The sequence below is a fragment of the Amycolatopsis sp. FBCC-B4732 genome (genome assembly GCF_023008405.1).
In the GTDB taxonomy this organism is placed as follows: domain Bacteria; phylum Actinomycetota; class Actinomycetes; order Mycobacteriales; family Pseudonocardiaceae; genus Amycolatopsis; species Amycolatopsis pretoriensis_A.
Genome location: NZ_CP095376.1, coordinates 7,889,826 through 7,909,023, shown reverse-complemented (window position 1 = coordinate 7,909,023; position 19,198 = coordinate 7,889,826). Strand labels below are relative to the sequence as shown.

Annotated in this window: 20 protein-coding genes and 1 tRNA gene; 11 read left to right on the top strand and 10 right to left on the bottom strand. The window is 71.4% G+C overall.

The window, feature by feature from the left end:
• Positions 1 to 16: 16 nt before the first annotated feature.
• Genes MUY14_RS35410 through MUY14_RS35400 form a run of 3 tightly spaced genes read left to right on the top strand, consistent with a single transcriptional unit; the run spans position 17 to position 2,880 of the window.
• Positions 17 to 763, top strand: coding sequence for a cytidylyltransferase domain-containing protein (locus tag MUY14_RS35410; RefSeq protein ID WP_247015819.1), 747 nt, complete (start codon positions 17 to 19; stop codon positions 761 to 763).
• Positions 760 to 1,737 carry a spore coat protein gene (locus MUY14_RS35405; RefSeq protein WP_247015817.1) on the top strand — a complete coding sequence of 326 codons (978 nt, stop codon included), beginning with the start codon at positions 760 to 762 and terminating at the stop codon, positions 1,735 to 1,737. Before MUY14_RS35410 ends, MUY14_RS35405 begins: the two co-directional genes overlap by 4 nt.
• 3 nt (positions 1,738 to 1,740) lie before the next feature.
• Entirely contained in the window at positions 1,741 to 2,880 is a 1,140-nt protein-coding gene (locus MUY14_RS35400) for an epoxide hydrolase family protein (protein ID WP_247015815.1), read from the top strand.
• A 450-nt stretch (positions 2,881 to 3,330) separates the two neighbouring features.
• Here the strand turns inward: MUY14_RS35400 and MUY14_RS35395 are convergent, their stop codons facing one another.
• A complete protein-coding gene (locus MUY14_RS35395; protein ID WP_247015813.1) occupies positions 3,331 to 3,888 on the bottom strand; it encodes a bacterial proteasome activator family protein in 558 nt (185 codons plus the stop codon).
• Positions 3,889 to 4,022: 134 nt separating this feature from the next.
• Between MUY14_RS35395 and MUY14_RS35390 the strand changes: the two genes are divergently transcribed.
• Positions 4,023 to 5,222 (top strand): cysteine desulfurase-like protein, encoded by a 1,200-nt coding sequence (locus tag MUY14_RS35390; RefSeq protein ID WP_247015811.1) that lies wholly within the window; start codon positions 4,023 to 4,025, stop codon positions 5,220 to 5,222.
• A gap of 52 nt (positions 5,223 to 5,274) precedes the next feature.
• On the opposite strand, the gene MUY14_RS35385 is transcribed toward MUY14_RS35390, so the two are convergent.
• On the bottom strand, positions 5,275 to 6,249 hold the full coding sequence (locus tag MUY14_RS35385; RefSeq protein ID WP_247015809.1) for an NAD(P)H-quinone oxidoreductase: 975 nt from the start codon (positions 6,247 to 6,249) through the stop codon (positions 5,275 to 5,277).
• An 82-nt stretch (positions 6,250 to 6,331) separates the two neighbouring features.
• Here MUY14_RS35385 and MUY14_RS35380 point away from each other — a divergent pair, with 82 nt between their 5' ends.
• Entirely contained in the window at positions 6,332 to 7,873 is a 1,542-nt protein-coding gene (locus MUY14_RS35380; RefSeq protein WP_247015807.1) for a M28 family metallopeptidase, read from the top strand.
• 64 nt (positions 7,874 to 7,937) lie between these two features.
• On the opposite strand, the gene MUY14_RS35375 is transcribed toward MUY14_RS35380, so the two are convergent.
• Positions 7,938 to 8,876, bottom strand: coding sequence for a neutral zinc metallopeptidase (locus MUY14_RS35375; protein ID WP_247015805.1), 939 nt, complete (start codon positions 8,874 to 8,876; stop codon positions 7,938 to 7,940).
• 507 nt (positions 8,877 to 9,383) lie between these two features.
• On the opposite strand from MUY14_RS35375, the gene MUY14_RS35370 reads away from it, so the two are divergent.
• On the top strand, positions 9,384 to 9,857 hold the full coding sequence (locus MUY14_RS35370; protein ID WP_247015803.1) for a MarR family winged helix-turn-helix transcriptional regulator: 474 nt from the start codon (positions 9,384 to 9,386) through the stop codon (positions 9,855 to 9,857).
• A 34-nt stretch (positions 9,858 to 9,891) separates the two neighbouring features.
• Here MUY14_RS35370 and MUY14_RS35365 read toward each other — a convergent pair.
• The 3 genes from MUY14_RS35365 to MUY14_RS35355 all read right to left on the bottom strand — a co-directional run bounded on the left by MUY14_RS35365 (position 9,892) and on the right by MUY14_RS35355 (position 11,230).
• Positions 9,892 to 9,978 (bottom strand) — tRNA-Ser (locus MUY14_RS35365).
• Positions 9,979 to 10,085: 107 nt separating this feature from the next.
• Positions 10,086 to 10,925 carry a patatin-like phospholipase family protein gene (locus tag MUY14_RS35360; protein ID WP_247015801.1) on the bottom strand — a complete coding sequence of 280 codons (840 nt, stop codon included), beginning with the start codon at positions 10,923 to 10,925 and terminating at the stop codon, positions 10,086 to 10,088.
• A 23-nt stretch (positions 10,926 to 10,948) separates the two neighbouring features.
• The gene (locus MUY14_RS35355; protein WP_247015799.1) at positions 10,949 to 11,230 is read right to left on the bottom strand and encodes a DUF2277 domain-containing protein; all 282 of its coding nucleotides are present in this window, start codon (positions 11,228 to 11,230) and stop codon (positions 10,949 to 10,951) included.
• A 102-nt stretch (positions 11,231 to 11,332) separates the two neighbouring features.
• On the opposite strand from MUY14_RS35355, the gene MUY14_RS35350 reads away from it, so the two are divergent.
• Positions 11,333 to 12,268 carry an Ldh family oxidoreductase gene (locus tag MUY14_RS35350; RefSeq protein ID WP_247015797.1) on the top strand — a complete coding sequence of 312 codons (936 nt, stop codon included), beginning with the start codon at positions 11,333 to 11,335 and terminating at the stop codon, positions 12,266 to 12,268.
• A 48-nt stretch (positions 12,269 to 12,316) separates the two neighbouring features.
• Here MUY14_RS35350 and MUY14_RS35345 read toward each other — a convergent pair whose 3' ends face one another.
• Together MUY14_RS35345 and MUY14_RS35340 are read right to left on the bottom strand one after the other, a co-directional pair.
• On the bottom strand, positions 12,317 to 12,541 hold the full coding sequence (locus tag MUY14_RS35345; RefSeq protein ID WP_247015794.1) for an RNA-binding S4 domain-containing protein: 225 nt from the start codon (positions 12,539 to 12,541) through the stop codon (positions 12,317 to 12,319).
• A gap of 7 nt (positions 12,542 to 12,548) precedes the next feature.
• On the bottom strand, positions 12,549 to 13,346 hold the full coding sequence (locus MUY14_RS35340; protein ID WP_247015792.1) for a serine protease: 798 nt from the start codon (positions 13,344 to 13,346) through the stop codon (positions 12,549 to 12,551).
• Between the two features lie 129 nt (positions 13,347 to 13,475).
• On the opposite strand from MUY14_RS35340, the gene MUY14_RS35335 reads away from it, so the two are divergent.
• On the top strand, positions 13,476 to 14,291 hold the full coding sequence (locus tag MUY14_RS35335; RefSeq protein ID WP_247015790.1) for an SDR family oxidoreductase: 816 nt from the start codon (positions 13,476 to 13,478) through the stop codon (positions 14,289 to 14,291).
• Between the two features lie 181 nt (positions 14,292 to 14,472).
• Complete coding sequence (locus MUY14_RS35330; RefSeq protein WP_247015788.1) at positions 14,473 to 15,087, top strand: hypothetical protein; 615 nt, start codon at positions 14,473 to 14,475, stop codon at positions 15,085 to 15,087.
• Between the two features lies 1 nt (position 15,088).
• On the opposite strand, the gene MUY14_RS35325 is transcribed toward MUY14_RS35330, so the two are convergent.
• Positions 15,089 to 15,748 carry a response regulator gene (locus MUY14_RS35325; RefSeq protein ID WP_247015786.1) on the bottom strand — a complete coding sequence of 220 codons (660 nt, stop codon included), beginning with the start codon at positions 15,746 to 15,748 and terminating at the stop codon, positions 15,089 to 15,091.
• Positions 15,745 to 17,322, bottom strand: coding sequence for a sensor histidine kinase (locus MUY14_RS35320; protein ID WP_247025400.1), 1,578 nt, complete (start codon positions 17,320 to 17,322; stop codon positions 15,745 to 15,747). The genes MUY14_RS35325 and MUY14_RS35320 overlap by 4 nt, the downstream gene beginning before the upstream one ends.
• Positions 17,323 to 17,513: 191 nt before the next feature.
• Here MUY14_RS35320 and MUY14_RS35315 point away from each other — a divergent pair, with 191 nt between their 5' ends.
• Both MUY14_RS35315 and MUY14_RS35310 read left to right on the top strand, forming a co-directional pair.
• Entirely contained in the window at positions 17,514 to 18,320 is an 807-nt protein-coding gene (locus MUY14_RS35315; protein WP_247015784.1) for an ABC transporter ATP-binding protein, read from the top strand.
• Positions 18,310 to 19,197: an ABC transporter permease gene (locus MUY14_RS35310; RefSeq protein WP_247015782.1), complete on the top strand. Its 888-nt coding sequence runs from the start codon at positions 18,310 to 18,312 to the stop codon at positions 19,195 to 19,197. Before MUY14_RS35315 ends, MUY14_RS35310 begins: the two co-directional genes overlap by 11 nt.
• Position 19,198: the final 1 nt, after the last annotated feature.

Here is a 19,198-nt window from a genome sequence, read left to right as displayed (position 1 = left end):
GTGGCCGTCGGCCATCATGTCACCCATGCGTGAAGCGCCCGTGGTCAACGCCGTCATCCAGGCCCGGTCGAGCTCGACCCGGCTGCCCGGCAAGGTGCTGCGCCCGCTGGCCGGCCGCAGCGTGCTGGGCTGGGTCGTCCGGGCCGCGGCGGCCGCTCCCGGCGTCGACCAGGTGGTGGTCGCGACCTCCTCGGACGCCTCCGACGACGACGTCGCCGCCGAGGCCGCCCGCTGCGGTGCCCATGTCGTACGTGGCCCGCTCGACGACGTCCTCGAGCGGTTCGCCGTCGCGCTGCGCGAGCACCCCGCGGACGCCGTGATCAGGCTCACCGCGGACTGCCCGCTGCTGGACCCGGCGCTGATCGGCCAGCTCGCGACGCTGTGGCGTGCCCAGCCGTCGCTCGACTACGTCAGCACGACGCTGGTCCGGACGCTGCCGCGCGGCTTCGACGCCGAGCTGGTGCGGGCGTCCGTGCTCCTGGAGCAGGTCGCTACCGCTTCCGGCGCGGACCGCGAACACGTGACTTCGGGCATCTACTCGCAGCCGACGCGGTATTCGTGCGCTGGGGTCGTGGTGAGCCCGGCCGCCGACGACCTGCGCGTGACGCTCGACACCGCGGAGGACTGGGAGCTGCTGTCCGCTTTGGTGACGTCGCTGGGTGACGGCGTCGGGGACTGGCGGGCGGTGGTCGCGCTGCTGCGTTCGCGGCCGGACCTGGTGGCGCTGAACGCGCACGTCGAGCAGAAGAAGGTCGGTTCGTGAGGCTGCTGCTGCGCGCGGACGCGTCGGCGTCGATCGGCGCCGGCCACATCGCGCGGATGGTCGCCTACGCCGAGCGGGCGGTGGCGCGGGGCTTTTCGGTCGCCTTCGCGGGCCGGGCCGACAACGCCGAATGGCTCGCCTCGCGCTTCGACGAGCTGGGCGTCTCACGGGTGGCGTTCGACGCGACCGGGTTCGACGCGGTCGTCGTCGACCACTACGGCCTCGGCGACGTGCGGCCCGAGGTCAACGCGGCCGGCGCCCTGCTGGTGTCGATCGAGGACGACGTCTTCGGCCGCCGTCCCGCCGACATCGTCGTGGACTCGAGCTTCGCGCCTTCGCCCCGGCCCGACGACGGCTCGGACGTCCTGCTGCGCGGCATCGAGTACGCGCCGCTCCGGGACGTCGTGCGGGAGACGCGCCGGGCGCCTTCCGGGCCGCCGCTGCACGTCACCGTGGTCCTGGGCGGCGGCGCGGAGTGGTCCGCGACGGTCGGGTTGCTGCTTCGCGCGCTTCGCGACACCGAGCTGCCGTTCGTAGCGGACGCCCTGGTGCGCGGGGAGCCTTCGCTGCCTGCGTTGCTCCCCGGGCAGTCGATCCGGGTGTCCCCGCCGAGCCCGGCGCTGCTGGACATCCTGGCGACGACCGACGTCGCGGTGAGCGCGTCCGGGGTGACGTTCGTGGAGCTGTGCTGCCTCGGCGTCCCGACGGCGGCGGTCCGGCTGGTCGACAACCAGGAGCCGGGCTACCGGGCGGCGCTGGAGCTGGGCCTGGCGGCCGGGCTCGGCCCCGCGGAGTCCCTCGCTTCGCGGCTGCCCGCGGTGACGGAGGTGCTGCGCTCGCTGCTTTCTGACGACTCGCTCCGCCGCTCGCTGTCGGCCACGGCGTCGTCCACAGTGGACGGCCTCGGCGTGGATCGGGTGCTCGATTCGGTGGAATCGCGGACCGGTTCTGTCCGCGGTGCTTCCTATCGTTGAGGCATGACGATCACCCCGTTCCGCATCGACGTCCCCCAAGCCGCCCTCGACGACCTCCGCAACCGCCTGGCGAACACCCGCTGGCCCGACCAGCCCGCCGACACCGGCTGGCGGCTCGGGGCGCCGGTGGACTACGTGCGCGAGCTGGCGGAGTACTGGCGGACGGGCTTCGACTGGCGGGCGCAGGAGGCGCGGCTGAACGCGTTCCCGCAGTTCACGACGACGATCGACGGGACGAACGTGCACTTCCTGCACGTGGTGTCCCCGGAGCCGTCGGCGACACCGGTGTTGCTGACGCACGGCTGGCCGGGCTCGATCGTGGAGTTCCTGGACGTGATCGGCCCGCTGACGGACCCGCGCGCGTACGGCGGCGACCCGGCGGACGCGCTGACGGTGGTGGTCCCGTCGATCCCGGGCTACGGCTTCTCGGGCCCGACCCCGACCCCGGACTGGGGCCCGGACCGCGTGGCGAGGGCGTTCGCTTCGCTGATGACGTCCCTGGGTTACGAGCGCTTCGCCGCCCACGGCGGCGACTGGGGCGCGATCATCTCGCGCGAGCTGGCGGTCCAGTTCCCTTCGCGCCTGCTCGGCATCCACGTGACGATGCTGGCGTCGGCGGTGGTCCGGACTCCGGCCGATCTGGAGGGTTTGGCGGATCAGGCGCTGGGCCGGCGTTCGCTGGAGAAGGGCCAGGCGTTCTCGATGTCGGGCACGGGCTACGCGATGATCCAGGCGACGAAGCCGCAGACCCTGGCGTACGGCCTGCACGACTCCCCGGCGGGCCAGCTGGCGTGGATCGCGGAGAAGTTCCGCTCCTTTTCGAACACGACGGCGGACGTGATCGACCGCGACGACCTGCTGGCTGATGTGTCGATTTATTGGTTCACGGAGACGGCGAACTCGTCGGCCCGGCTGTACGCGGCTTTGACGGGCGGCTGGGGAGCCCCGCCGCCGGCGAACACGGTCCCGACGGCGGTGGCGGTGTTCCCGGACGACATCGGGCTGCCGATCCGGGAACTGGCGGAGCGAACGGACAAGATCGTCCGGTGGACGGAGTTCCCGAGTGGGGGCCACTTCGCGGCGTTGGAGGAACCGGACGCGCTGATCGGCGACTTGCGGACGTTCTTGCGCTCACTGCGCTGACTCCGGGCCCCGCTGCCGCCGGTGCTGAGGTCTCGAATGACCCATTGGCGACGTCGCCTGCGCTGTCGCGCTCGGCACCCGCAGGGGTTGCCCACATTCGGGCGCAGCGGCCACGACCGCGGTCCTCGATCAGCCCCGCGGCTGCTGGCCGCCCCAGGAACCCACGACCGAGCCCCCGCCCTCCCTGGGGGCGGTGGCCGTGTCCCTATCAGCGGTCCCTCGATGCCACCAGACCCGGTGACACCACCCCCGGATCATGGGTTCGACTGGGGGCGCAAGTCATGCCGGGCCTGGTGACCACAACTCCCTGTTCGGGAGCCACGAAAAAGGTAACGGGGGGCGTGCCCATGTCCAGTCTATCGGCGCCCCGGACAAAAACCGGCCCCAAGCGAGTTGTCCACAGGGGTTGTCCACAGGCCCTCCGGTCTGTGGACAACCCCGGGGCAAACCTCAGAGGTACTGACCCGTCCCCGAGATCCCCGGCCCATGACCCTCGTGCCCCGGCCCGCCCGCAGCCGAAGGGCCGGCCGGCAACCCGCGCCGCATCTGCTCCAGCTGTACCCGGGCCGCCATCTGCTGGGCGAACAGCGCGGTCTGTATCCCGCTGAACAATCCCTCGAGCCACCCCACCAGCTGCGCCTGCGCGATCCGCAGCTCGGCGTCCGAAGGCGTCTGGTCGTCCGTGAACGGCCGCACCAACCGCTCCAGCTCGTCCTGGAGCTCCGGCGCCAGCGACGCCGCCAGTTCCTTCACCGACGTCTCGTGGATCTCGCGCACCCGGTTGCGGGACGCGTCGTCCAGCGGGGCCGCGCGGACCTCCTCGAGGAGCTGCTTGATCATCGTGCCGATCCGCATCACCTTCGCCGGCTCTTCGATGAGCTCGCCCACGGCCTCGGCGTGCTCCGCGCCTTCCAGCGGTGAGCCGTCCGAGCCCACGACCACCACGTGGGGTGAAGATTCCTGGTCAGCGTCACCGGCTGTGAAGTTCGGCTCGGTCATGTGCTCCATCCTGGCTTGCGTTCGACACGCTCCGCGACACCCGCGGGGTGTCCGTCTCCGAGCGTAGCCGCTCCGGGGGTTCGCGGTGGCTCTCCACCCAACCCCGGGCGCACGGCGAAACCGCACGTCCGTACGGTGTCCCCATGGCGTTCGACGTCGCTCGTATCCGTGGGCTCTTTCCCGCGCTGGGTGACGGCTGGATTCACTTCGACGGCGCCGCCGGAATGCTGGTACCGGAACAGGTCGCTTCGGCGGTTTCCACGGCGATGCGCGCCCCGGTGTCGGGGCCGGGCGGAGCGTTTCCGGCCTCACAACGCGCGGAAAGCATCGTGACCGCGGCCCGCCGGGCCGTGGCCGACCTGGTCGGGGCCGACCCGGCCGCCGTCGTGCTCGGACCCAGCGCGCCGGTGATGCTGCGCCGGCTCTGCGACTCGCTTGCCGAGCGCTGGACGATCGGCGACGAAGTCGTCGTGTCGAGGCTCGACGAACAAGCCAACCTCGCGCCGTGGCAGCGCGCCGCGAAGCGCGTCGGCGCCGTCGTGCGCTGGGGCGAGATCGACATCGAGACGTGCGAACTCCCCGCGTGGCAGTACGAGCAGCTCGTGTCGGCGCGCACCAAGGCCGTCGCGGTCACGCTCGCGTCCGGGTCCGTCGGGACGCGGCCGGACGTGCCGACGATCATCGAGTTCGCGAAGCGGGTCGGCGCGCTCGTCGTCGTCGACGCCACCTACGCCGCACCGTTCCTGCCGCTGGACATCAACGCGCTCGGCGCCGACGTCATGGTCGTCTCCGCGCAGGCGTGGGGCGGGCCGTCGGTGGGTGCGCTCGTCTTCCGCGACCCCGAACTGATCGAGCGGATCGCGTCCGTCTCGCTCGACCCGACGGCGCGCGGCGCCGCCCGGCTCGAGCTCGGACCGCACGCCTACCCGCTGCTGGCCGGGCTGATCGCGTCGATCGACTACCTCGCGGGCCTCGACGACGCCGCGTCCGGCTCGCGCCGCGAACGGCTGGTCACCTCGCTCGGCTCCGCGAAGTCGTACCACGCCGGGCTGCTCGCCCAGCTGTCCACGGAACTGCTTTCGCTGCGGCACATCATGGTCATCGGCAACGCCATGCGCCGCATCCCCGCGCTCGCCTTCGCCGTCGCCGGCAAGAAGGCGCCCGAGGTCGCCGAGTACCTGGCCTCGCAGGGGTTGTGCGCCTTCGCCGACGACGGTGCGGCCGGCGTCTTCGCGTCACTCGGCGTCGGGGAAGTGGGCGGCGCCGTGCGGATCGGGCTCGCCCACTACTCCAACGTCTTCGAGATCAACCAGCTCGTGCGCGTGCTGGAAGAACTCCGCTAGCTCCGCCTTTCTCCCCGCCACCACCCTCAACGGAGGCGCTTCGCGCCGCTGGTCATTTTGCCGCCAGCAGGATCTTCCCGAACACGCTGCCCTCTTCCAGGGCGCGGTGCGCGGACGCGGCTTCGGCCATCGGCACGACCTGGCCGACGATCGGCTTCACCGCACCCTCGGAAACCAGCGGCCACAGCCGTTCGCGGACGTCGGCGACGATCGCCGCCTTCTGGTCCAGCGGGCGGAACCGCAGGCCGGCCGCGAACACCGAAGCCCGCTTGCCGAGCAGCGTGCCGACGTTCAGCTCGCCCTTGACCCCGCCCTGCATGCCGATGACCACCAGGCGGCCGTCGGCGGCCAGCGCGTCGACGTTGCGCTTGAGGTAGGACGCGCCCATGTTGTCGAGGATGACGTCCGCGCCGCCGGTCTCCTTGTGGAGCACCTCGACGAAGTCGTCTTCCTTGTAGTTGATCGTGATGTCGGCGCCGAGCTGGCGGCAGCGCTCGAGCCGCTCGGCCGAACCCGCGGTGACGGCGACGGTCGCGCCCAGCGCCTTGCCGACCTGGATGGCGTGCGTGCCGATACCGCCGGCGCCGCCGTGGACCAGGAACGTCTCGCCCTCGCGGAGCTTCGCGTGCATGACGACGTTCGCCCACACCGTGCACGCCACCTCGGGCAACGCGGCCGCGGTGAGCAGGTCGATCTCGCCCGGCACCGGCAGCAGCTGCCCCGCCGGGACGACGGCCTTCTCCGCGTAACCGCCCCCGGAGAGCAGGGCGCAGACCTCGTCGCCGATCGTCCAGCCTTCGACGCCTTCGCCGAGCTCCGCGACGGTGCCGGAGCACTCGAGGCCGAGGGTTTCGCTCGCGCCGGGCGGCGGCGGGTAGTGGCCCTGGCGCTGCAGCAGGTCGGCGCGGTTCACCGCGCTCGCGGCCACGTCCAGCAGCACCTCGCCGGGGCCGGGACGCGGGTCCGCGACCTCCGCCCACTCGAGAACGTCCGGGTCACCTGGTTCACGGATGGTGATCGCGTACATGTGTCGACTGTATACCGGCCGCCGAACTTCCCGCCGAATGACGCATTGACGTACTACTCATTCGGAACAAAGGTGAGCAACCATGTCACTCTTCCGAAAGAGATTCGTCCCGCCGATGGCCCTGGCCGCCGGCGCGACACTGGTGCTCGGCCTCACCCCGGCCGCCGCCGCGAACACGGTCCCCGATGGTCCCGCTCTCGCCAAGCAGCTCGTCAAGAAGGTCGACGTCAACGGTGTCAACCGGCACCTGATCGCCCTTCAGCGGATCGCCGACACCAACGGCGGCACGCGGGCGGCGAGCACCGACGGCCACAAGAAGTCCGCCGAGTACATCGCCACCAAGCTCGAGGCGGCCGGCTTCCAGGTGACCCGCCAGGAGTTCCCGTTCACCTACTCGGAAACCCTGGCCGAGAAGCTGACCGCGGGTGGCCAGGACGTCCCGGTCATCGCGATGGAGTACACCGTCTCGACGCCCGTCGGCGGCATCACCGCGCCGCTCGCCGTGATCGCGGTCGACGACACCAGCGGCTGCGAGGCCACCGACTACCCCGCCGACGTCGCGGGCAAGATCGCGCTGATCAAGCGCGGTGGCTGCTCGTTCGCGCAGAAGCAGCAGACCGCCGCCGCGGCGGGCGCGATCGGCGCGATCGTCTACAACAACACCGACGGCGCCCTGAACGGGACGCTCGGTGGCCCGGAGAACGCGAAGATCCCGACCGGGGGCGTCACGGCCGCCGCGGGCGCGCAGCTGGCGACGCTCGCCGGGCAGCCGGTCACCCTGGAACTGCGCACCTTCCAGGAGGCGCGGACCAGCTACAACGTCATCGCCGAGACCAAGACCGGCCGCAAGGACAACGTCGTGATGCTGGGGTCGCACCTCGACAGCGTCCCGGCCGGCCCGGGCATCAACGACAACGGCTCCGGCTCGGCGGCCCTGCTCGAGACGGCGCTGCAGCTGGGGAGCAGCCCGAAGGTCAGCAACGGCGTGCGCTTCGGCTTCTGGAGCGCGGAGGAGTTCGGCCTGATCGGCTCGACCTACTACGTCGACCAGCTGACGTTCGAGCAGCAGCTGGACATCGCGCTGTACCTGAACTTCGACATGATCGGCTCGCCGAACGCCGGCTACTTCGCCTACGACGGTGACAACTCCGACGGCGTCGGCGCGGGTGCCGGCCCGTACGGCTCGGCGCAGATCGAGAAGACCTTCGTCGACTTCATGCAGGCCGCGCGGGGCGTGTCCCTCGAGGGCACCGACTTCACCGGCCGCTCGGACTACGGCGAGTTCATCGCCGTCGGCATCCCGGCCGGCGGCCTGGACACCGGCGCCGAGGTGCTGAAGACCCCGGCGCAGGCGGCGAAGTGGGGCGGCACGGCCGGCATCGCGTTCGACCCGTGCTACCACCAGGCGTGCGACAACCTGGGCAACATCGACCGGGTCGCGCTGGACCGCAACGCGGACGGCCTCGCCTGGGCCCTCGGCGTCTACGCGACGAGCACCGAGAGCATCAACGGCGTGCAGCCGGGCAAGAGCAAGACGGCCAAGCAGAAGGCCGCCGACCGCGGTGCACAGCGGAACTTCTCCGCCCGCGCCGTCGCCGGCGACCCGCACGCGCTGACCGCATGACCGCGGGTCGTGAGTGGGAAACAGGGGCAGAACACTGTTTCCCACTCACGACCGGCCGCGGCCGTCAGCCCAGGTTGTTCGTGCCGAAGGTGTCGCAGCGGGCGGGTTCGCCGGTCTGGAAGCCGGTGGTGAACCACTTCTTGCGCTGCGCCGACGTGCCGTGGGTGAACTTCGAGCGGTCGACCTGGCCGCCGCCGAGCTTCTCCTGGATGTAGTCGTCGCCGATGCGGGACGCGGTGTCCAGCGCGGAGGCGACGTCGTCCTGGGTGACGTCGGTGATCAGCGGCTTGCCGCTCTCGGTCGGCGTCGTCGAGGCGTGGTTGGCCCAGACGCCGGCGTAGCAGTCGGCCTGCAGCTCGAGCCGCACCGAACCGGACGTCGGGCCGGTGCCGGTGCCCTTCTTCGACGTCCCGAGCAGGTTCTGCACGTGGTGGCCGTACTCGTGGGCCAGCACGTACGCCTCGGTGAAGAGGCCGCCCTGCGCGCCGAAGCGCGTCTTGAGCTCGTCGAAGAACGACAGGTCGATGTAGACGTCGGAGTCGGCCGGGCAGTAGAACGGGCCGGTGTCGGAGGTGGCGCTGCCGCAGCCGGTGCGCACGCCGCCGTTGAAGAACTTGGTGGGCGCCTTCTGGTAGGTCGAGCCGGAACGCGCGAACTGCTGCGTCCAGTAGTCCTGGACGGAGTTGACGATCGCGACGATGGCGCAATCGTGGTTCTTGTTCGCGTCCGCGCCCGTCTTGCACTCGCTGGACAGCTTCGTGTTGTCGACCTGCTGGCCGGACCCGACGCTGCCGAGCCCGCCGCTCAAGCCGCTCCCGCTGCCGCCGCCGAGGCTGACCCCGCCGAGCTGGGAGAGCACGAAGTAGATGATCAGGCCCACCACGCCGAGCCCGCCACCGCCCAGTGCCACCCGGCCGCCGATCCCGCCGCCGCCACCACCGCCGCTACCGCGCAGGTCCTGGACTTCGGAAGCGTCCAAGCCGGCGTCGTCGTCGAACCTCACCCGCAGATATTAACGAGCCCGGGCGCGGTCGTCGCGCTGACGGCCGCACCCGGGCGTTGTACCGAGATTCTGTTCGTCGAGCGGTTGGCCGCATCCGGGCCGGCGTTCAGGCGCTGCCGTCACGACTTCCGAGGCCGTGACCGGAAACAGGCCCGATCGACGCCGAATGCTGAACGCACCGTAGAAGCCCGCGCTCGTGCTGCTCGCAATCGCGACCGGCCCGGTGGAACTCCGTTCCGATCGCGGGGACGCAACAAGCGGTCAACCGCGAGGATCACCCGTCACGCAACCACCTGACCTCTCCTGGCGGGGCACCGGGCCGGCACGTCGCCGTCGCCGTGCCGCATACCTGGCCAACCGTCCGCCGACAAGCAGAATGCGCCTTTCCGGGCCGAGTCTCAACCTTTTCGTAACCCCACCTTCGGGCGATGTTTCAGTGGTGTGTTCACCGGCCGACGGATCGGACTCGGACCGCGCGGTCGCTTGATCAGCGTTCTACGCTGCCTTATGACCGAGGAGCGACCTGTGCGGTGGTTGGACGATGCCGAGATGGCGGCGTGGCGCTCCTACATCGTCGCGACACTGCGGTTGCGGCAGCGCCTGCACCGCGAACTGACCGAGCGCCACGAGGTGTCGCTGACCGACTACGAGGTGCTCGTCTGCCTCGAAACCCAGGCCGGGCACCGGATGCGCATGTCGGAACTGGCGTCGGTGATGGGGTCGACGAAGAGCAGGCTCTCCCACCAGGTCGGCCGGCTCGAGGACATCGGCCTGGTCCGCCGGGCCCGCGACCCCGAGGACAAGCGCGGCGTCATCACGGAGCTGACCGAGGACGGCATGGCCCTGCTGAAGACGGCCGCGCCGACGCACGTGGAAGGCGTCCGCGAGCACTTGATCGACCTGCTGAGCCCGCACGAGCAGGCGACGATCGCGGGGGCGTTCGAGCGCGTGCTGGAGCACCTCTCGGAAACCGAAAGCTGAACCCGGGCGCGGCCGGCGCCCGGGTCGCTCAGTGCGGTAGCGGTGGGATTCGAACCCACGGAGAGGTTGCCCCCTCGCATGTTTTCAAGACATGTTCCTTCGGCCGCTCGGACACGCTACCCCTGCCCACGAGGGTAGCCGACGGGGTCACCCGGCCCGCCGGGGCAACCGCGCCGGCGCTTGAGTTGGGGGTCCTGGTGGCGGGCTCGTGGTGCTGGGCATCCGCGACTAGGTCCAGCTCAGCGTGAGCGACGCGCCCTGGGCACGGCCCGCTTCGGCGGCAGGCGTCCGCGTCGCCGGGTCCAGCGGGTTCTCGCCGATCGCCGCGATCGAGGCCTCGTCCGGGGTGATCAGCGTGACCTCCGCGCCCGCCGCGCGCAGGTCGTCGAGCACCGTGAGCAGGGGCTTCTCCATCGGCAGCGGGGCGTCCACGCCCAGCGGCGAAACGACCGTGACGCGCGTGTGGCCCGTCGCGTAGTCGGCGTTCTCGGCGGACCGGACGCCGCCGTCGACGTAGCGGCGGCCGTCGATCGTCACCGCGGGCCAGACGCCCGGGACCGCGCAGCTCGCCGCCACCGCGTCGACCAGGGAGACGCCGGACGCGCGGTCGAAGCGGCGGGGTTCGCCGGTTTCCGCGTCCACCGCCACGATCACCAGGCGCTGCTCCGGCCACTCGTGCGACGGCAGCCGCGCCTCGATCACCGCGCGGCGGTCCGCCTCCGGCACCGTTTCGGCCGACAGGGCCAGCCGCCCGACCGCGCGCCGGACTTCGGCCGGGTCCGTCGAGCCGGTGACGGCGCCGCCGAAGTCGGCGGCGAACTTCTCGAAGTCGATGTCGGCCGGGATCTCCGGGGTCTGGCGCGCCGGATCGGCCTGGCCGGCGAACAGCTCGGCCAGCGGCAGCCCGCTGGTCACCTGCGCCGCGACCGCCGAACCCGCCGACGTCCCGACGATCAGGTCGGCCCCCGTGAGGTCCTGGCCGTGCTCGGCGAGCCCCGCCAGCAACCCCGTCGTCCACGCGATCCCGGCGACCCCGCCGCCACCCAGCACCAAAGCCTGTCCACCCATGCCGACACCTTATCGGCGCCGGATCAGGGCTGTCGCAAGGCTTTCGCGGCGATCCGCGCCTGAACTTCGGGACGGCGCAGCGGCGGCACGGTCGCCGGCGGCTGACGGCGTTCGGGCAGCTGCTCCAGCAGGCGCGTGGTGATCGCGGTGATCTCGGCGACCGCGGCTTCGAACGGCTCGCGCGTGGCGTCCGAAAGCGACTGCACGCCGGTCACCTTGCGGACGTACTGGCGGGCCGCGGCCTCGATCTCCTCGCCGGTCGCGGCCGGCTGGAGCCCCCGGAGGGTGGTGATGTTTCGGCACATGCCGCCCAGGGTACGGCTCTTCGGGGGCTCTGATCACACGGTCGGTTAGGCCTGGGCCCACGTCGTTGACGCCCGAACCGCCGTTTGGGCAAGGTCGGAGCAGTGCCCCTCAGACCCTTCCGCTCCGCCCGCCCCGAACCCCCGGTCCTCGAAGCCGAGCGGCCGGAAACCCCGATCCCGGAACAGGCGTGGCCCCGCGTGCGGGCCGACGAGCTGGTCACCCTCGTGGCGCACGTCTTCGCCGCCCACGGTTTCCCCGAAGCGCGAGCGCGCATCGCGGCCGAGGCCCTCTGCCACGGCGACCTGACCGGCTCGCCGGACACCGGGGTCGCCGACCTGACCCGCGTCCACCTGCCGCTGCTGGAAAACGGGCTGGTCGTGCCGCACGCCCAGCCGCTGATGATCGCCGACCGCGGGGCCGCCGCGCTGATCGACTACCGCCGCGCGTCCGGGCTCTGGGCCGTCGGCGACGCGATGGACCGCGCGGTCGCCCGGGCCGGGCGCTTCGGCGTCGGACTCGTTTCGCTGCGCGGGATCGGGCCGTTCGGCCGGGCCGGGCACCACGCCGCGCGGGCGCTGCCGCACGCGATGATCGGGCTGGTGCTCGCCGCGGGCGGCGAGCCGGACCAGCCGATGAACCCGCTCGGCATGGCCGCGCCGGGCGGGGCGTACCCCGAGTTCGTCTTCGACATGGACAAGCCGGGTTCCGAAGCCGCCGGGCTGACGCTGCTGGTCGAGGTGCTCGCCGGGGTGCTCTCCGGCGTCGCCGACCACGAACACGACACCGGGCTGCTGGTCATGGCCATCGCACCGACGACCCTGCGCAGCGCGGACGGCTTCTACCGCGCGGCGAGCGCGTTGTTCGGCAGCATGCTCGGCTGGGACGGCGGCGCGCCGATCCGCTACCCGGGCTGGCGCGAGGCCCAGCACCTGGAGCAGTGCCGCGCGCTCGGCGTCCCGCTCGCCGGGCCGGTCCGCCGCGAGCTGGACGCCCTCGCCGCTTCGCTCGGCCTCCCGCCCCTCACCAGCGTCGGCTGACCCGGGCGCCCCGATGCGTCAGCCGCCTCGGGGCCCTCGGGGTGCGGCTCAGTGGACCAGGACGACCTTGCCGCGGGCCGGGCCCACCGCCACGACGTCGCCGTCGGTCAGCTGGCGGCCGCGGCGGGTCTCCACCTCGCCGTTGACCGTGACCTCTTCGGCGTCGATCAGGTCCTTGGCGTGCGAGCCGTCCTCGGCGAGGCCGGCCAGCTTGAGGAACTGGCCGAGCCGGATCGGTTCTCCGGTGATGGGTACGTCGACGGGATCGCTCATACCCGCATCATGCCCGGGCGGTCGTCTGCCGGTAGAGGGCCTGGACGTCCGTGTCGAAGTAGCTCGAATACGACGTGTCGGGGTCGTCGCCGCCGTACTCGAACCCGCCGATGACGCCGATGACCGTGCCGAGCCGGGTCTTCGGGTCCTGGGCGGTGACCCACGGGCCGCCGCTGGTGCCGGTGGGGAAGCCCGCGCAGGCCACCTTCAGCTGGTAGGTGTCCTGCTGGCTGGTGGTGTTCTGGCAGACGGCGGGCACCTCGGTGTCGTCCGGGTAGCCGGTGAGCGTGATGGCGTGCTCGAACCCGGTGCCGGTGGCGAGGGTGTTGGCGCCGACCAGGCTTTCCAGCGTCCGCGTCGCGCCCGCCTGGTGCGCGGTCGCGAAGCCGACGTCGAGGTCCGGGTCCGACGACTCGCTCCACCCCCTCGCGACGAGCTCGTCGGACACCGTCCAGAAGCCGAACGGCGCGACGCCGTCGTGGTAGCCGGGCGCGAACGTGACGCCGGTGAGGTAGCCGCCGCCCTCGCCGTCGTGGATGCAGTGGGCCGCGGTCAGCAGCACGTCGCCCTGGTCGCTGTGCACGACGCTCGCGGTGCAGTAGTGCATGCCCTCGACGAACAGCGCGCCGACCGCGGGGCTCGACACCGCGGGCAGGTCGGGCGTCGACGCCGGCGCGGCCTCGACGGTGCCGGACGTCGTGGCGTCCGCGGACCGCGGCTGGTGGTCCACGAAGATCACGAACGCCGCGCCGAGCAGCAGGATCGCGGCCACGCTGAGCAAGACGGCCGTCCGCCGCACGCGCATCGCCTCCCGTCTCGTCCCGGCGCTCCGACCAGATCACCATAAGGCGTCGCACCGACACAATCAGCGCACCCACAGCAACCTCACAGCCGCTAGTATCCGTAACTCACGAGTAACACCCAGGGAGGGACCATGAAGCGGTTCGGGGACAAGGTCGTGGTGATCACCGGAGCGGGTTCGGGGATCGGCCGCGCGCTGGCGCTGGAGTTCTCCCGGCGAGGCGCGCGCCTCGCGCTTTCCGACGTCAACGCCGGCAACGTGGCCGAGACGGCGAAGCTGGCCGGCGACAACGCCCGCGCGTACACCCTCGACGTCGCCGACCGGGCCGCCGTGCTCGCCCACGCCGAAGAGGTCGTCAGCGACTTCGGCGGGGCGAACGTCATCGTGAACAACGCGGGTGTGGCGCTCGGCGCGACCGTCGAGGAAATGTCCTTCGAGGACTACGACTGGCTGATGGGCATCAACCTCGGCGGCGTCGTGAACGGCACGAAGGCGTTCCTGCCGCACCTGATCGCTTCCGGCGAGGGGCACGTCGTCAACGTTTCCAGCGTGTTCGGGTTCGTCGGCGTGCCGACGCAGAGCGCGTACAACGCGGCGAAGTTCGCGGTCCGCGGGTTCACCGAAGCGCTGCGCGAAGAAATGCTGATCGCGCGGCACCCGGTCGCGGTCAGCTGCGTGCACCCCGGCGGGATCAAGACCAACATCGTGCGCAACGCGCGCAGCGACGCCGGCGACCAGGAGAAGGCCGCGCGGGGCTTCGAGCGGATCGCCCACACCACCCCGGAGAAGGCGGCGGAGACCATCCTCCGCGGCGTGGAACGGAAGTCCGCGCGGATCCTCATCGGACCGGACGCCTACGTCATCGACGCCATCCCGCGCGTCCTCGGCTCGGCCTACCAGCGTCCCCTGGCGGTGCTGGCGCGGCTCGGGCTGAAGCAAATGGAATAAGGTTCGATGAACCTTATTCAGCCGTCGGCCGGCGCGAGGTCGCCGGAGGCCGCACGGTCCCGACCCGTAGCGCCAGCCTAACCAGAATAAGGTTCACTCATTGGGGTTGCGTTTCTGACAGCGTCGTCCGAAATGGTCCAGAATGCGTGGGGTCCGCGAGCCCCCCGCACCGGAGGTCCCGATGCTTCGCACCGCACCGCGCAGTGCGACCCGTCCGTCCAGCGACCGCACCGCCGTCGAACTGCTGGACCGCACCGGAATCGTCGCGGCGAGCCTGCCCCGGCGCCGCCGCACCGACGACGACGTCACCGCGAGCGAGCCGATCTACACCCGGCCGCCGGTGTGCGACCAGGACCTGCGGCCGAAGTCCGTGGTGATCCGGCGCCGCGCCCGCACGTGGCTGGGCAGCGGCGCCGCGGTGCTGCTCGTCGCGGTCGGCTGGCTGGGCGGCGGGATGCTGTCGGGTGGCCTGTTCGGCCCGAACCCGGCCGACGTGGCCCAGCTCGACCCGCGCCCGGCCGTCGCCGAAGCGCCCGCGCCGCAGCCGCAGGCCCCGCAGGCGCCGGTGGCCACCCCGGCCCCGAAGACGGTCTTCGTGCCGGCGCCGGCCAAGCCCGACCGGAAGCGCGTTCAGGCGCAGGCGAAACCGCAGCCGAAGAAGTCCGCGCCGGAAGAGGACGAAGCCCGCGTCGACCTGCCTTCGCCGACGCCGACCGCCAACCTGGTCCAGTCCTGGGTCGGCGTGGCGGAGAGCATGGCCCAGCAATACCGCTTCGACGTGACGACCCGACGCTGATTCAGGCGCCGCTCCAGCGGTACTCGTGCTCCGGGCGCCCGGTGGCGCCGTAGCGCAGCCGCATCTGGACCGTTCCCGACTCCGCCAGCGCGGTCAGGTACCGCTGCGCCGTCGCCCGCGCCATCCCCAGCTCACCGGCGACTTCCGCGGCCGACAGCGGACGGCCCGCCCGCCGCAGCTGCTCCGAAACCAGCCGGGACGTCGCCGTCGACTGGCCCTTCGGCGCGGACGTCCGGTCCTGGTCGTGCAGCACCCGGTACGCGCGGTCGACGTCGTCCTGCGCGAAGGACCGGTCCTCGGCGAGCAGGCCGCGGAAGCGCGCGTAAGACGTCAGCCGCTCCGCGAGCTGGCGGGTGGTGAACGGCTTGATCAAGTAGTTCAGCGCCCCGGCCCGGATCGCCGCGGCCACCGACGCGCTGTCGGTCGCCGCGGACAGCACGATCGTGTCCGTCTGCAGCTCCGGGAGCACGGCGAGGCCGGACTCGTCGGGCAGGTAGACGTCGAGCAGGACGAGGTCCGGCGAGAGCTCGCGGACGCGGGCGCGCGCCTCGGCGGCGGTGTGTGCGGTGCCGACGACCGCGAAGCCGTCGACCTCCTCGACGAACCCGGCGTGCACGCCGGCGACCCGGAAGTCGTCGTCGACGATGAGCGTGCGGATCATCTGTCCTCCGTCAGCGTTCCGGGCAGCTTGGCGACGAACAGGGCACCCGACTCGCCCGCGCCGGGGTCGGCCAGCCAGACGTCGCCGCCGTGGGCGCGCGCGGCCTGCCGGGCCAGCGCGAGTCCGAGTCCGTGGCCGGGTGCGATCTTCGTCGAGACGCCTTCGTCGAACAACGTGCGCCGCAGGTCGGCCGGCACGCCGGGGCCACTGTCCACAACGGACACGTGCAGCGTGCCGCCCTCGGCCAGCAGGCTGATCTCCACCGTCGCCGGCCGGCGCGGGCCCATCCGGGCGGCGTGCAGCGCGTTGTCGACGAGGTTGCCGATCACGGTGTTCGCGGCGATCGGGTCGGTCACCGCCGTGGGCACCCAGGTGTCGTCGGCGAGCTTGAGCGTGAGGCCCTTTTCCTGCGCCTGCTCGGTTTTCGCGACCAGCAGCGCCTGCAGGTACGGGTCGGCGACGGCGTCACCCAGCTCGCTCGGCCGGGCCGACGGCGAGTTCGTCAGCGTCTGCAGGTATTCGACGGCTTCGGTGTGGTGGCCGAGCTGGAGCAGCCCGTAGAGCGTGTGCAGCCGGTTCGCGAACTCGTGCCGCTGGGCGCGCAGGCCGTCGGACAGCGCGCGGATGCCGTCGAGCTCGCGGGTGAGCGCGTCGAGGTCGGTGCGGTCGCGGAAGGTCAGCACCGTGCCGATGTCCCGCTCGTCGAGCCGCACCGCCCGGCTGTTGATGACGAGCACCCGGTTCCCGGCCACCGCCAGGAGGTTGTCGACCGGCAGCCCTTCGGCGACGGCCTTGTGCACGCGCGGGCTGAGCTCGAGTTCCGCCAGCGCCGCGCCGATCGGGAGCTCGGTGCCGAGCAGGCGTTCGGCCTCGTCGTTGCGCACCGAGACGCGGTTCGCCTCGTCGACGGCGAGCACGCCTTCGCCGATCCCGTGCAGCACGGCTTCGCGTTCGTAGAGCAGCTCGGTGAGTTCGTGCGGCTCGAGCCCGTGCGTGACGCGCCGCAGCCGCCGGTTGAGCAGCGCGGACGCGCCCGCGCCGAGCAGCAGCGCGCCGCCGGCGAACACGAGCGTGATCGCCAGGAGCTTGTTGAAGTCGCCGGTCGGATCGGCCACGTCGAAGCCGACGCTGACCTCGCCGACCACGCGTTGCCCTTGCCGGATGGGGGTTTTGCTGCGGACGGACAGTCCGAGGGTTCCGCTCGCCACGGTGTTGACGTCGTCGAACCCCGCGAGCGCCCGGTCGGCGGGGGTGCTCACCCGCCTCCCGATTTCGCTCGGCGTCGGGTGCGCCAGCCGGATGCTGTTGTCGTCGGTGATCACGACGAACAACGCGTCGGTCCGCTCCCGCACGGCCAGCGCGCGTTCCTGGAGTGCGCCACCGGGGATCTTCGCCGCGGTGTCGGCCACGACGACCGGATCCACCGCCACCGACTTCGCGATGGCCAGCGCTCGCTCGCTGTACTGCTCGGTCAGCGTGCGCGAGAGGAGCACGCTGACCAGCGCGACGCCGATCCCGACGACGAGGAGCACCACGCCGATCTGCAGCAGCAGCACCTGCCTGCTGAACCGCATCCGCGGGAAGAGCGCCCACTTTGGCATGGCTGGGAACATACCCCCAGGTCACGGCAGTGCGCTAAACGAGCAAAACATTCAGAACGCGCAGCACGCGCGGAGAACGTCGACAAGCTTCACCTCGAAGCAACGGCTGCTTAACGTCCCTTCCCAACGTGAGCCCCACCACGTGACGAAGGAGTCACCTCCCCATGGTTCCCCCACTGATCGAACTCACCGGAGCCACGAAACGGTTCCCGAGCGGGTCCGGGTCCGTGCACACGGCCGTCCGCGATCTGACCATGACCGTGCAGCCCGGCGAGTTCGTCGCCGTGGTCGGCCCGACGGGCTGCGGCAAGTCGACGACGCTCTCGCTGGTCTCCGGGCTGCAGCCGCCGTCCGCCGGCCGGGTGCGGGTGAACGGCGAGGACGTGAAGTCGATCCCGGACGGGGTCGGCTACATGTTCCAGACCGACGCCGTGATGCCGTGGCGGTCGGTGCTGGAGAACGTCGCTTCCGGCCCGCGTTTCCGCGGTGCGCCGAAGGCGGAGGCCCGGGCGCAGGCCGTCGACTGGATCGCCCGCGTCGGGCTCGCGGGCTTCGAGAAGTACTACCCGCACCAGCTTTCCGGCGGCATGCGCAAGCGCGTCGCGCTGGCCCAGACGCTGGTCACCAAGCCGAAGATCCTGCTGATGGACGAGCCGTTCTCGGCGCTGGACGTGCAGACGCGGGCGCTGATGCAGGACGAGCTGCTGCGGCTGTGGTCGGGTTCGGGTGCCGCGGTGATCTTCGTGACGCACGACCTCGACGAGGCCATCGCGCTGGCGGACAAGGTCGTCGTGCTGACGACGTCGCCGGCCACCGTGAAGGACGTCTTCGAAATCCCGCTGGAGCGGCCGCGGAAGGTCGAGGAGCTGCGGCTCACCGAAGAGTTCCGCAAGCTCTACGCCGACATCTGGGAATCACTGCGCAGCGAGGTCGACAAGGCCCGTGAGAAGGGAGCGAGCAATGTCGCTTGAGACCCCCGCGGCCCCGTCCGCGCCCCTCCCGGTCCTCGAGACCGAGCAGGACATCCTCGCCCGCGCCAAGCAGGCGTCGGCGAAGCGCAAGCGCAACATCTGGCTGCTGCGCCTGGCGATCGTCGTCGTCTGGCTGGGCAGCTGGGAGCTGACCGCCACGTACTGGATCGACCCGTTCTTCTACTCGAAGCCGTCGAAGATCTGGGAGCGGCTGGTCGAGTGGTTCTCGGCGGGCACCGACTTCGGCTCGATCTGGTACCAGGTGCTGGTGACCGTCGAAGAGGCCGCGATCGGCTTCGTCATCGGCGCCATCTTCGGTGTCGTGTTCGGCGTGATCCTCGGCCGCAGCTCCTACCTCGCGCAGGTGCTGGCGCCGTTCATCAAGGCCGCCAACGCATTGCCGCGCATCGTGCTCGCCGCGTTGTTCGTGATCTGGTTCGGGCTCGGCCTGTCGTCGAAGGTCGCGACCGTCGTCGTGCTCGTGTTCTTCGCGGTGTTCTTCAACGCCTTCACCGGCGCCCGTGAGGTGGACCGCAACCTGATCGACAACGCCCGCATCCTCGGCGCGACGCGCGGTCAGGTGCTCAAGTCGATCGTGCTGCCGAGCGCGACGTCGTGGATCCTGTCGTCGCTGCACGTCGCCTTCGGGTTCGCGCTGATCGGCGCGGTCGTCGGTGAGTACACCGGCGCGAAGGCCGGCATGGGCTTCCTGATCGCCAACGCGCAGGGCACGTTCGACACGGCCGGCGTGTACGCCGGGATGCTGATCATCACCGTGGTGGCGCTGCTCGCGGAGTGGGGTATCAGCTCGCTGGAGGGCAGGCTGCTGCGCTGGCGCCCGCCGTCCGCCGCCGATGCCGCGCACGGGGTGGTCTGAC

Bases quoted from the DNA above. Each gene is read 5' to 3' on its own strand.
- MUY14_RS35335 (WP_247015790.1), top strand. From the start codon at position 13,476: ATGAAGCGGTTCGGGGACAAGGTCGTGGTGATCACCGGAGCGGGTTCG.
- MUY14_RS35370 (WP_247015803.1), top strand. From the start codon at position 9,384: ATGACCGAGGAGCGACCTGTGCGGTGGTTGGACGATGCCGAGATGGCG.
- MUY14_RS35340 (WP_247015792.1), bottom strand. From the start codon at position 13,346: ATGCGCGTGCGGCGGACGGCCGTCTTGCTCAGCGTGGCCGCGATCCTG.
- MUY14_RS35395 (WP_247015813.1), bottom strand. From the start codon at position 3,888: ATGGAGCACATGACCGAGCCGAACTTCACAGCCGGTGACGCTGACCAG.
- MUY14_RS35310 (WP_247015782.1), top strand. From the start codon at position 18,310: ATGTCGCTTGAGACCCCCGCGGCCCCGTCCGCGCCCCTCCCGGTCCTC.
- MUY14_RS35390 (WP_247015811.1), top strand. From the start codon at position 4,023: ATGGCGTTCGACGTCGCTCGTATCCGTGGGCTCTTTCCCGCGCTGGGT.
- MUY14_RS35360 (WP_247015801.1), bottom strand. From the start codon at position 10,925: ATGGGTGGACAGGCTTTGGTGCTGGGTGGCGGCGGGGTCGCCGGGATC.
- MUY14_RS35385 (WP_247015809.1), bottom strand. From the start codon at position 6,249: ATGTACGCGATCACCATCCGTGAACCAGGTGACCCGGACGTTCTCGAG.
- MUY14_RS35355 (WP_247015799.1), bottom strand. From the start codon at position 11,230: ATGTGCCGAAACATCACCACCCTCCGGGGGCTCCAGCCGGCCGCGACC.
- MUY14_RS35400 (WP_247015815.1), top strand. From the start codon at position 1,741: ATGACGATCACCCCGTTCCGCATCGACGTCCCCCAAGCCGCCCTCGAC.
- MUY14_RS35330 (WP_247015788.1), top strand. From the start codon at position 14,473: ATGCTTCGCACCGCACCGCGCAGTGCGACCCGTCCGTCCAGCGACCGC.
- MUY14_RS35380 (WP_247015807.1), top strand. From the start codon at position 6,332: ATGTCACTCTTCCGAAAGAGATTCGTCCCGCCGATGGCCCTGGCCGCC.
- MUY14_RS35345 (WP_247015794.1), bottom strand. From the start codon at position 12,541: ATGAGCGATCCCGTCGACGTACCCATCACCGGAGAACCGATCCGGCTC.
- MUY14_RS35325 (WP_247015786.1), bottom strand. From the start codon at position 15,748: ATGATCCGCACGCTCATCGTCGACGACGACTTCCGGGTCGCCGGCGTG.
- MUY14_RS35410 (WP_247015819.1), top strand. From the start codon at position 17: ATGTCACCCATGCGTGAAGCGCCCGTGGTCAACGCCGTCATCCAGGCC.
- MUY14_RS35320 (WP_247025400.1), bottom strand. From the start codon at position 17,322: ATGCGGTTCAGCAGGCAGGTGCTGCTGCTGCAGATCGGCGTGGTGCTC.
- MUY14_RS35315 (WP_247015784.1), top strand. From the start codon at position 17,514: ATGGTTCCCCCACTGATCGAACTCACCGGAGCCACGAAACGGTTCCCG.